Here is an 11798-nt window from a genome sequence, read left to right as displayed (position 1 = left end):
TGTTAATAGACACGCTTTCTGCTCATCCTAAAATGATTAGATTGATTGAAAAATAATTTTTACATTGGCCAGGGTGAAAGATATATATTGTAGAAAAACAATTTTTCTAATATTAAATAAGTCCATAAAAAAAGATCACATCTAAAAGATATATTAAACACATAAAAATTATATTCCTTTATAACTATAACAAACATAATTCTAATATATGATAAAAGTTCCAAACAAGTACAAAAATATACATTTTCAAACTTTAAGAAAAAGTATTGTTGTGGTAAAATAAATAACAGAGTTACTAAATATTAAAATAGAAAAGTTATCAAAAGAGTCTTTGCAATAAATTGTAAACTTAGTTTTTTTATCTGAATTTCTAAAATATTTCAAAAGTATCTTCTTTACAATAATATCGTGAGTAAAAATTGAAAAGAGTTAAAGAGGTGAATACAATGGAAAATAATACAGCTAAAAGAATTCTAAATGAATTGATAATCAACAATAAAGTAAGTAGATCAGACCTTGAAAAAAATTTAAATGTAACCCCTTCAACACTATCTTATACTATTAAAAAAATTAAAGATTTTATTGAAATATATAAAATTCCAACTTTTGGACAAGGAAGGCCAAAGCAGTATCTTTCATTAAACAAAGAATATTGGATTTCACTTGGAGTTAAAATAGGAAGAGACTATGTAAATATTACAAAATTTAATGGACACTTTGAAATTCTTGAACGCTATACTTTTAAACTTAGTAAAAAAAATATTGGAAATGAAAACCTCTCAAAATTTTTAAATGAAGCTTTTGAAACAATTTCTGAGAAAGAAAATATCAAAGCTGTTGGAATGGCTTTTTCCGGAGAAGTTGTAGATCAAAAAGTTAATTCAAAAATTCTTAAACTTGAAAACTTTTCTCCTGAAAAAATCGTTAAAACCCATTTTAAAAATTCTACGCTTTCTATATTAAATGATGTAGAAGCAATTGCAACCGAAGAATATATTAAATACAAAGGAGAAAATATTTTAGTTATTAATTACGGAACCGGAATTGGCGCATGCTATTATGGAAATGATGAACTAAAAAACAATAAAATTAGAAAAATAATAGAATTAGGTCACTTTTATGCTGGTGGAAATGAAAAGTGTTATTGTGGAAGTACAGGTTGTCTTGAAACTCTTGCTTCTGATTATGCTGTTTTGAAAAAGTACAAACACAGTGATCTTAAAATTGTAGATTTTATAGAAAATGAAGAAAATTTTGAAAATGATCTAAACGAAGTAAGAACACTTTACAAAACTTTCAAAAAAAAGGCCGAGGATATATATGAAGATACTTTTAATTATCTAACAATATTTATTTCAACAATTTTTAGAATTTTAGAACCAAAAAAAGTTATTTTAACAGGTGAAGGTGTAACACCATGGTTTTCACAGATGTTACAAAAAAAGCTTATTAATTCAAACAAAATACCTATACCTATAATTTTTCGCGGACTTGAAAACAATATTGAATTAGGTGCATCAATTAATGCTTTACAAAAATATATATCAACTAAAATTGAATAATAACTCTTGTACCAATTAAATAATTTGATTCTATAATCAACTTATAATTTAAAATATTACAAATATGTTTTACAATCGAAAGTCCCAATCCTGACCCTGTTGCCATTTTGGTGGCTTCTTTACTTCTGTAAAATCGCTGTGTAACTTTTTCTAAATCCTCTTTTTTTATACCAATTCCACTATCACTAATTATTATTTTATCTTTATATGCTTCAATGAAAATTGTGGAATTATTGTATGAATATTTTATAGAATTAGAAAGCAAATTTTTAATTATTGTATAAAGCATAAAACCATCACTTTTATACTCTTTATTTAAAATTTTTAAATCGAGCGTTAAATTTTTACTTTTCAATTTCTGTGAAAGTTCATCAATAACCTCATTTAATATTTTTTCAAAATCTACTATATCAATCTTAGGTTTATACATTCCAAGTTCTAACATAGCCAGTACTTTCAACTGCTTTATAATTCTTTCCATTCTCTTTGAAGATTTTTCAATATCTTCAAGGGCTTCCAAAATGTCTTTATTATCTTCATTAAGAGTATCCTTTAGGTAAATTGTATTAGCCTTAATAATAGAAAGTGGATTAAATAATTCATGGGATATTGCTGTAGTAAAATTCACTTTTGCCTCTTTAATTTTTATATATTCAGTTAAATCCGATAAGTAAAGTAAATTATCAAAAAATTTAATTTTTACATATCTCCAATCTGAAAACTCAAAAAAATAAAGCCTTTCTTCAAGTTCAAAATTTTTTCTCTCTATTAAAAACTCAATTATTACATCAATATTTTTTGATGTAAATACATCCAAAATTTCAAAATTATCCTTAAAACCATATTCCAATGCTTTATTATTTGCCTTGATTATTTTTAAACCATCAAGCATTATAATTGGTTCATCAAAATTTTGGAAAATTTCAAAATCAAACATCATATCCCCTCGGATTAAATTTGTATCCCGCTCCTCTTATTGTCTTTATCCAGGATTTTCCTATCTTATTCCTTATATTACTTATATGAACATCAACAACCCTATCTGAAATAAATTCATCTCCCCAAACAGTATCTAAAATTTTTTCCCTTGAAAAAACATAATTTGGATTTTTTGCAAGTAAACATAAAACTTCAAATTCTTTAGCAGTCATCTCAACTTCATTATTGTCTAATTTAACAACATAATTTTCACAAAATATTTCTAATGGTCCATATTTTATATATTCATTATTTTTTGAAATCCTTCTAAAATATGATTTTATCCTTGCAATGACTTCCCGTGGATTAAACGGCTTTGCAACATAATCATCGGCGCCAATTTCAAGACCGTATATCTTATCATTATCGCTATCTCTTGCGGAAATAATAATTACTCCAAGATCTGGAAAATTAACCTTTATATCAGGTAATTCATTTATCGAAAAACCATCAGGAAGCATTATATCAAGCAAAACCAGGTCAAATTTATCATTATATAACTTTTTACGAAAATCCAATATACTTCCTACTTCGTCAACTTCATATCCATGAGATTTTAAATATTTTTTCAAAATATTTCTTATTGACAAATCATCCTCAACTATTAGAATCCTTTTCATAATTTATTATCTCCTTTATTTCCCTTCCAGTTTCTATATAAATTATTTCTTCACATAAATTTGTTAAATGATCGCCTATTCTTTCTAAATCACGTGCTATTAGAATATTGTATATAATAGATTCTTTATTATCAAGATCCTGTGATTTGTTTCTTATCAACTTTTCTAAATCATCTAAATTTTTGTCATCAAACCATATTTTTTTAGATAATTCAATATCTTTTTTTGAAAAAGCTAAAAATGTATCATGAAGCATTTTTAATACTATTCCAAACATTTCTTTTACTTCCCTTATCATCTTGTAATCAATATTGTTTTTTTCAAAATAAATGACTTTTTCTGCACTATTGCAAGATAAATCAGCAATTCTTTCTAAATTATTCGAAAATTTAATCATCGTAATTATATACCTCAAATCCTTTCCAATAGGATTATAACGAGCTATAATGTCGTAAACCTTCTCTTCTATTTGTCTATTTAATAAATCTATTTCATCGTCGCCATTAATAACATCTTTGGCAAGAGAAACATCAAAAAATTCTAATGCCTCAATAGCATTTTCAAAAGATTGAGATACTAGTGAAAGCATTTTAGAAATATAAGCTCTTAACATTGAATATTCTTTTTCAAAATGTATAGTATCCATATTTTATTCCTCCTCTAACCTATTTTACCATTTAAGTATTCTTCTGTTAATTTATTTTTTGGATTTCTTACAACTTCAGATGTTTCTCCAAATTCAATAAGTTCTCCTTTATACATAAATGCAATGTAATCTGATATTCTAATTGCTTGTGCTATATTATGTGTCACTATAACAATTGTATATTTTTCTGATAATCTTTCCAAAAGCGATTCTATTCTTTGAGTTGCTATTGGATCAAGTGCAGATGTTGGCTCATCTAAAAGTAAAACTTCTGGCTCAATAGCTAGAGATCTTGCAATACACAACCTTTGTTGTTGCCCTCCAGAAAGTGAATAAGCATTTTTATCAAGTTCATGCTTCACCTCATCCCATAGTGCTGCTTCTTTTAAAGTTTTTTCAACAATTTTATTAATTTTACTTTTATCTTTAACTCCATGTATTTTTAATCCAAAAGCTATGTTTTCATAAATGCTCATTGGAAATGGAACAGGCCTTTGAAAGACCATTCCAACTTTCTTTCTCAAAACTGTTAAATCATCCACATCTGTATAAACGTCTTTTCCATCAATTAAAAGTGATCCTTCAACTTTAAATCCTGGAATTTCATCATTTATTCTATTTATACTTCTTAAAAGAGTTGATTTTCCACAACCTGAAGGTCCTATTATTGCAGTAATTTTATTTTCATAAACTGAAAAAGTCACATTATTAACAACCTTCTTTTCTCCATAATATGCTCCAAAATTTTTAAATTTAATTATTTCCATTACTAATACCTCCTATTTTATAAGCAATCAAGTAAATAATCAAAATCAAAATTAGAAGAAATGCTGCTGTTCCACTTGTCATCCACATCGATTCTTTTCCATATGCAGAAATTAGATAGTATATATGAGTTGGCAATGTCATTACTGGAGAAAAAATATTCTTTGGCATACTAGTAGCATAAAAAACAGATCCTGTTACCAACACTGGTGCAGTTTCTCCTAAAGTTCGCCCAAATCCTAATAAAACACCCGTAGTAATTCTTGATTTTGATGCTTTTAATAACACTTTAAAAATAGTTTCGTTTCTTTTTGCCCCTAATGCATATGATGATTCTTTAAGTTCTTTTGGTAAACTTGCCAAAGCTTCTTTTGTTGAATTAGAAATTATTGGCAAAGTCATTATAGAAAGTGTAAGAGATGCTGACAATATTGAAGTCCCAAATCCCAAAGCAATTGAAAACATAGCATAGCCAAATAAACCATAAACTATAGATGGCATTCCACTTAGTCCGGTAACTGCTAATTCTACTATTTTTGAAATCTTCTTATCTTTATATTCTGCTAAAAATATTCCAGTAAATATTCCTAATGGAACTGAAAAAATAACACTTGTAATAATAATATAAATACTGCCAACTATTGCTGGAAATATTCCACCTTGTCTCATTCCATTTTCTGGATATTTTGTAAAAAAATCTAATGAAAAATATTTTATCCCATTTGCTAAAACTTCTATAATTACAAACGCAACGAAAATTACTACAATATATGACAAAATCTTTAAGATAATTTTTGCAAATTTATCCATATGTTTTCCAGCTCCTTAACTTTGATAAATAAGTTAAGCACAAAGAAATTACTAATAGAATTAAACCAGCTAGGAATAATGAGTGATAATGCATACTTCCAACCCCTGCCTCACCAATTTCACTAGCTATAGCTGCCGTTAAAGGTTTTATAGGATCAAAAAATGAAGTAGGAATCATTGCTGCTCCTCCTCCAACCAATAAAACCACCATTGTTTCTCCTATTATCCTATTAATTGTTAAAATTGTTGAGTTAATTAATCCAGAACGTGATGCCAAAGTTGTAATTTTTAATGTAGTAATAAACTTAGAAACTCCTAAAGAAAGTGAACTTTCAATTAATTCTTTTGGAACACTGTCTAAAGAATCTGTCATAAGTGAAACGGAATAAGGGAGTGAAAGCAAAGAAAGGCCAATAACTGCAAGGAGAAAATTCTCAGTAGACCACACACCAAAATTCAAAAATATTGGTGAAATGTAAAATACCAAAAACATCCCAATTATGACAGATGGAATTCCAGACAAAATACTAATAATAAATTTAATGAATCTCTTTTCAAAACCACTTGAATAAGTATGAAGATAAAATGATATAAAATAACCAATTGGAATAGTAATAATTGATGAAACTAATGTTACAAGTAAAGTATCAACAATTAGAGCTAACATACCAAATTCAGGAGGATCATATGTTGGATACCAATAAATGCTCATCAACGGTTTTAACTTTAGTTCAACAATTGCTGGCAATGCTTCTTTAAATATAAATACTATTAAGAGAAAGAGCGCTGTGATGGACAACAGCGCAAAAAAGTATATTAAAAACATCTGAAAATAATACTTAAAAGTCCTCATTTATTTACCTCCTAAAATCCATATGCAGAAACATACCCTGCTTTTTCTACTAAATCTTGTCCTTTTTTAGAAACTGCAAAATTAACATATTTTTTAATGAGATCATCAACAAGGTATCCGTTTGATGCATCAACAAACATGTACAATGGTCTTGAAATTGGATAGGTTCCTTCTAAAATATTTCTTTTAGTTGGCAAAACACCATTTACTTTTAAAACTTTAACATCTTCTGTTACATATCCAATTCCAGTATAGGCAATTGCATATGGATTATTTTTCACAGATTCTATTTCAAATTGAGTACTTTCAACCATTCTAACCCATGGTGCCATTTTTTCTTTATTCAAAACTTTATTTTCAAATGTTTCAAAAGTTCCAGATGCTGTATTTCTTGAATAAATTACTATTTGCTTTTTAGGTAAATTTGGATCAACTTGACTCCAATATCTTATTTTTCCAGTGTATATATCTTTCAAAGTATCTATTGATATATTTTCTATTCCAAGATTTTTACTTACAACTACTGCTATACCATCATAACCAACAATAATAGGTACAAAATATTTTTTCATATTATGCATTTTTTCAATTTCACTTTCTTTTAACCACCTACTTGAATTTGCAATATCTGCTGTCCCGTTAAATAGGGCTGCAATACCGGTCGATGAGCCTGCTCCTTCAAGCGTTATCTCCATATCTGGATACATTTTTTTTAACTCTTCTATCCAAAGTTGAGCAACTGGGAAAATAGTGTTAGAACCCTTAATTACCAAAGTTCTTGAAAATGCAAAAAACACCAACAATAATGCTAAAATAACAAAAATCTTTCTCATAAGAAACACCTCCTGGTTTTTGGTCTCCAGGAGTATTATCTAAAATACACATTTTATTTTTTTTTAGAAATATTAAGAAATGTTAAGAGATAAAGGAGAGCTATATTTAGGCTGGTATGAAAAGTAAATGAAGCCTATAAATACTGCTGAACTTTCCTAAAGTTAAAGCGAAATAAATACTAAAAGTATAAACTACTCATACATAGCAATCAATTATTTTCTGCTTTTACAAATAAAATTGTTAGTAATGTAAATTATTTTAAAAAATAAAAATCATAAGTACCATTTTCTTAAAATTTTTTGAATTTTTTCAAAACCTTTATACGGGGGATATTTTACGTTAATTTCAAACTTTCCTCTAAAAAATACTGGTTTTAAGTGTGAAAATGTTTCAAAACTATATCTGCCATGATACCTTCCTATTCCGCTTGTTTTTATTCCACCAAAAGGAAAATTTTCAGGGACAAAATGAGAAATCGTATCATTTACACTTACCCCACCAGCTTGAATTTTATTAATAACATTATTAACAAAAGCTTTGTTATTCGAAAATACATATAGAGACAAAGGATATGGATTTTTACTAATTATTTCAAATATATCTTTTTCATTTTTAAATGTAATTATAGGCAAAATAGGACCAAATATTTCTTCACTCATTAATGAATCGTTTATTTTCACATCATCTACAATAGTAGGTTCAAACTTCCTTTCGTATACTTTCCCTCCAAAAATTATTCTTCCTTTTGTATTATTTAACAAATTTTTTAGTCTTTTTACATGCCTATCATTAATTATATAAGCCATCTTACTTTGAAAAACTTCAAAATATTTAATTAAGCTTTCAACTAGTTGTTCCTTAATACTTTTTTCAACAATTAAGTAATCAGGAGAAATACATGTTTGCCCTGCATTTAATAATTTTCCCCAAGCGATTCTTTTAGCTGAAAGTTCTAAATCACAAGTTGAATCTACAATAGTTGGGTTTTTTCCTCCAAGCTCAAGTGTTACTGGAATTAGTCTTTCAGATGCTTTTTTCATTACATATTTTCCAACATCTGGACTTCCTGTAAAAAATATATAATCAAAATCTTGATCTAAAAGTTTTTTAGAAATTTCTGCATCCCCTGTAACTACTTTTATATAATCTTCTGAAAAATACTTTGTAATCATTCTTTCTAAAACCTTAGTAACATTTTCTGAATATTCAGAAGGTTTTAAAACAACACAATTTCCAGCTGCAATAGCTCCAACTAAAGGAGTTAGCGTTAAATTTACAGGATAATTCCAAGGCGAAATTATTAAAGTTACACCATAGGGTTCAGGAATTAAAAAACCTTTTCCAGATTGATTCTCAATACCAACTTTTACTCTTCTAGGCTTTGAAAGTTTTTTCAAATTTTTAATAAAATATTTTATTTCTCTATAAACAATAAATATTTCTGTCAAAAAAGCTTCTTCTTTTGATTTATTTAAATCAAGAAAAAGAGCACTATATAAGTCTTCTTCAAATTCTTCCAATGCATGTTTTAAAATTTTTAATTGATTAATCCTAAACTCTAAATTGTATGTTTTTCCAGTACTGAAAAATTCTTTTAAAGAATTTATCAACTATTCCACTCCCTTCTTAGTAAACCCATAACAATTACATTGTAATATTTACCATTTCTAAATATCTCCTCTCTTAAAACTCCTTCTCTTTTAAATCCTACTTTTTCATAACTTCTTATCGCTCTTTCATTGAAAGAAAATACCTCTAACTTTACTTTATTAACATTCATTTCGTTAAAAACAAAATTGACTAATACTCTCATAGCATCTGTTCCATATCCTTTATTCCAATATGTTTTTCCCAAAAAAATACCAACTTCAGCAACTGAGTTTTTCCAATCGACCTTGTTTATACCACAACCTCCAATGTATTTTCCATCTTCAATCCTTTCAATAGCAAAAGAATATTCCCCTTTTCCAAATGGATTTAAACTGTTATACCACTTTTCTTCATCATCAACCCTTAATGGAAATGGAATTCCAGGAATCAAATATTTTTTAACCTCAGGATCATTTACAAATTTTCTTGCTATTTCCAAGTCATTTTTTTCATACGCTCTCAACCTAACTAAATTTCCATTGTACATTTTAATCCCCCCTTCTTTCTTAACTAAATTATATCAAAAATAAAGAATAAAAAAGATAATTAATTATAAATTGCTTTCAAAAAGCCACAAACAGTTTATTCTAATTTTGGTTCATAATATAAATTGTTTATAATATAAATAGTTTATAAATTAAACTATATTAGGAGGTGCTATTTTGAATAAAGAAGATATCTTAAAAACAATCTTCTCACTAGTAGTAAATTTTGTCAATTTTTTTCAAACAAATAAAGTATTTTCAAAAATGACTACAAATGAGTTTTATGTATTTCTTTTTATTGCTTTAAATAACGATGTTACAATGAAAGAATGTTCTCAAAAACTAAATCTTTCAAAAAGTACTATAACAGTCATTATTGACAAATTAGAACATGAAAAACTTGTCAAAAGAAAAAGGTCTAGCAAAGACAGAAGAAAAATATTCTTAATTTTAACAAAAAAAGGAGAAAACATTTTTAATAAATTTTTGGAAGATTTTAATAAAATTGTTGACTATACTATTTCTAAAATTCCTGATAATGAACTTCAAATTATTAACAAAGGCTTCGAATACTTTATTAAAAATTTAGGAGGTGAGAAAAAATGATATTTATTACTGGTGGTTCAGGGCATTTAGGAAATGTTCTTATCCGAAAGCTTTTAAAAATGGGGGAACAAGTTGTAACACTTGTTCATCCAAGTGACAAATGTGAAAGTTTGAGAGGATTAAATGTAAAGATCGTAAAAGGTGATGTAAGAGATTATACACTAGTTGAAAAATTATCAAAAGATGCAGACATAATTATTCATCTTGCTGCACTTATATCAATACTTCCCTGGAAGAAAAAAGCTGTTTACTCAGTAAATATAAACGGGACTAAAAATATACTAAAAGTTTGTAAAAAATCAAATAAAAAACTAATTTATATTAGCTCAGTTCACGCATTTGAAGAGCCAAAGCCTGGAACTGTTATAGATGAAAACACTAATATCGATCCTTCAAAAACTTCTGGAGTATATGGCAAATCAAAAGCAATTGCAGCACTTGAAGTTCTTAACGCAATAAAATCAGGCTTAGATATTACCACCGTATGCCCAACTGGTATTATTGGCCCATTTGATTTTAAACCATCTGAAATGGGGATAACGTTTTTAAAATATTTAACCAACAAACTCAAATACATTATCGATGGAAGTTTTGATTTTGTAGATGTAAGAGACGTTGCAGATGGAATTATTAAACTTATTTACCTTGATAAAAGAGCTAATTTTTATATACTTTCAAATAAGACTTTTAAAACTACTGAGCTTATACAACTTTTAAATGAAATCACAGGGAAAAACTTAAAACCAAAAGTTATAAATACAAACGTTGCATATTTTTTATCATTATTTTCAACAACTTTTGGATATCTTGTAAATAAAAAAACACTATTTACTCCTTACTCAATACATACGTTAACAAGAAACTATACATTTTCCCATGAAAAAGCTGCAAAAGAAATAAATTATAATCCAAGAGATATAAAAATAACTCTTTATGATACATTGGAATGGCTTTCAAATTACTTTTTAAAAGAGAAATTAATAAATCCTCTCAATTTGCACTCTATCAAGTAAATTTAAAACATCGTCCTTTTTACATAACTCGGTCCCAGGAGTCATAACTGCTGCATTTCCTGCTGCATTTGCCCACTTAAAGGCTTCATATCTACCTTTTTCTCTCATTAAAACATAAGCTGCTAAAAATGAATCGCCAGCTCCTACTGCACTTTTTACTGGAACATCAATAGGTTTAGCAAAATATCCTTCATCATTTGCTAATAATAAAGCTCCCTTTGAACCTAAAGTTAATAATATTTCCTTAAGATTATAGTCTAAAATTAATCTTTTACCTTGTTCTATAAAATCTTCAAACTTTTCTATTTTCTTACCAACAAGCCTTTCAAACTCATGTTGATTAGGTTTTATTACATCGGGACCACCTAATAATCCTGATTTTAACTTTTCACTATCTGCATCAAAATAAACATATACTCCCCATTGTTTTAAAGCAAAAATTATTCCGGTATAAAAATCAGGAGAAACTCCAGTTGGAAGACTTCCAGAAATTACAATTATGTCTCCTTTTCTAACTATAGCATTTAAAACTTCTAAAACTGTTTCTAACTTTTTTCTTGAAACTTTTTTAGTTGGAACGCTTATTCTAAACTGTCCACTATTTGTTTCTAAAATAATATTTGTTCTTGTTTCTACACTAACCCTTATCGTCGTATATATAACACCTTCCATATCAAGCATTTCTTCAATTTTTCTTCCAGTATCACCACCTAAAAGAGAAATAGCTACTGAAATTCCTCCAAGCTCTTTAATTACCCTTGATACATCTATTCCTTTTCCGGCAGGATAATCCACTACTTTTTTTGCTCTGATTGTATCATCAAGCTTTAAATCGTCTACATAAATATACCTATCAAGGCACGGATTCATTGTAAGTGTAAATATCATATATATTACCTCCTCGTATAATTAGTTTAGTAAAAAGTATAAATTGGTCATTGAAAAGTAAATAGTGTTATGTAATTTCAAATAGTTA

The 11798-nt window shown here is 27.5% G+C and carries 13 protein-coding genes; 3 read left to right on the top strand and 10 right to left on the bottom strand.

The window, feature by feature from the left end:
* Nucleotides 1-446: 446 nt before the first annotated feature.
* A complete protein-coding gene (locus EO083_RS09410; RefSeq protein ID WP_126994159.1) occupies nucleotides 447-1562 on the top strand; it encodes an ROK family transcriptional regulator in 1116 nt (371 codons plus the stop codon).
* Here EO083_RS09410 and EO083_RS09405 read toward each other — a convergent pair.
* The 9 genes from EO083_RS09405 to EO083_RS09365 form a co-directional block, all read right to left on the bottom strand.
* Nucleotides 1549-2499 carry a sensor histidine kinase gene (locus EO083_RS09405; protein ID WP_126994157.1) on the bottom strand — a complete coding sequence of 317 codons (951 nt, stop codon included), beginning with the start codon at nucleotides 2497-2499 and terminating at the stop codon, nucleotides 1549-1551. The two genes, EO083_RS09410 and EO083_RS09405, sit on opposite strands and share 14 nt — an antisense overlap.
* Entirely contained in the window at nucleotides 2492-3160 is a 669-nt protein-coding gene (locus EO083_RS09400; protein ID WP_126994155.1) for a response regulator transcription factor, read from the bottom strand. Before EO083_RS09400 ends, EO083_RS09405 begins: the two co-directional genes overlap by 8 nt.
* Nucleotides 3138-3806: a phosphate signaling complex protein PhoU gene (gene phoU / locus EO083_RS09395; RefSeq protein ID WP_126994153.1), complete on the bottom strand. Its 669-nt coding sequence runs from the start codon at nucleotides 3804-3806 to the stop codon at nucleotides 3138-3140. Before phoU ends, EO083_RS09400 begins: the two co-directional genes overlap by 23 nt.
* Nucleotides 3807-3820: 14 nt before the next feature.
* The gene (gene pstB, locus EO083_RS09390; protein WP_126994151.1) at nucleotides 3821-4573 is read right to left on the bottom strand and encodes a phosphate ABC transporter ATP-binding protein PstB; all 753 of its coding nucleotides are present in this window, start codon (nucleotides 4571-4573) and stop codon (nucleotides 3821-3823) included.
* A complete protein-coding gene (gene pstA, locus EO083_RS09385) occupies nucleotides 4560-5381 on the bottom strand; it encodes a phosphate ABC transporter permease PstA (protein WP_126994149.1) in 822 nt (273 codons plus the stop codon). Before pstA ends, pstB begins: the two co-directional genes overlap by 14 nt.
* Nucleotides 5374-6234 carry a PstC family ABC transporter permease gene (locus EO083_RS09380; protein ID WP_126994147.1) on the bottom strand — a complete coding sequence of 287 codons (861 nt, stop codon included), beginning with the start codon at nucleotides 6232-6234 and terminating at the stop codon, nucleotides 5374-5376. The genes pstA and EO083_RS09380 overlap by 8 nt, the downstream gene beginning before the upstream one ends.
* 11 nt (nucleotides 6235-6245) lie before the next feature.
* Nucleotides 6246-7067, bottom strand: a complete 822-nt coding sequence (locus EO083_RS09375; RefSeq protein ID WP_126994145.1) for a phosphate ABC transporter substrate-binding protein PstS family protein — start codon at nucleotides 7065-7067, stop codon at nucleotides 6246-6248.
* 273 nt (nucleotides 7068-7340) lie between these two features.
* The gene (locus EO083_RS09370; protein WP_126994143.1) at nucleotides 7341-8678 is read right to left on the bottom strand and encodes an aldehyde dehydrogenase family protein; all 1338 of its coding nucleotides are present in this window, start codon (nucleotides 8676-8678) and stop codon (nucleotides 7341-7343) included.
* A complete protein-coding gene (locus EO083_RS09365) occupies nucleotides 8675-9205 on the bottom strand; it encodes a GNAT family N-acetyltransferase (protein ID WP_126994141.1) in 531 nt (176 codons plus the stop codon). The genes EO083_RS09370 and EO083_RS09365 overlap by 4 nt, the downstream gene beginning before the upstream one ends.
* A gap of 175 nt (nucleotides 9206-9380) precedes the next feature.
* Here EO083_RS09365 and EO083_RS09360 point away from each other — a divergent pair, with 175 nt between their 5' ends.
* Together EO083_RS09360 and EO083_RS09355 are read left to right on the top strand one after the other, a co-directional pair.
* Nucleotides 9381-9809 carry a MarR family winged helix-turn-helix transcriptional regulator gene (locus EO083_RS09360; protein ID WP_126994139.1) on the top strand — a complete coding sequence of 143 codons (429 nt, stop codon included), beginning with the start codon at nucleotides 9381-9383 and terminating at the stop codon, nucleotides 9807-9809.
* Entirely contained in the window at nucleotides 9806-10822 is a 1017-nt protein-coding gene (locus EO083_RS09355; RefSeq protein ID WP_126994137.1) for an NAD-dependent epimerase/dehydratase family protein, read from the top strand. The genes EO083_RS09360 and EO083_RS09355 overlap by 4 nt, the downstream gene beginning before the upstream one ends.
* On the opposite strand, the gene EO083_RS09350 is transcribed toward EO083_RS09355, so the two are convergent.
* Nucleotides 10787-11710, bottom strand: coding sequence for a 1-phosphofructokinase family hexose kinase (locus EO083_RS09350; RefSeq protein ID WP_126994135.1), 924 nt, complete (start codon nucleotides 11708-11710; stop codon nucleotides 10787-10789). The two genes, EO083_RS09355 and EO083_RS09350, sit on opposite strands and share 36 nt — an antisense overlap.
* Nucleotides 11711-11798 lie beyond the last annotated feature (88 nt).

Source organism: Thermosipho globiformans, from assembly GCF_003990895.1.
GTDB lineage: Bacteria > Thermotogota > Thermotogae > Thermotogales > Fervidobacteriaceae > Thermosipho > Thermosipho japonicus.
This window is presented reverse-complemented; position numbering and strand designations above follow the sequence as displayed.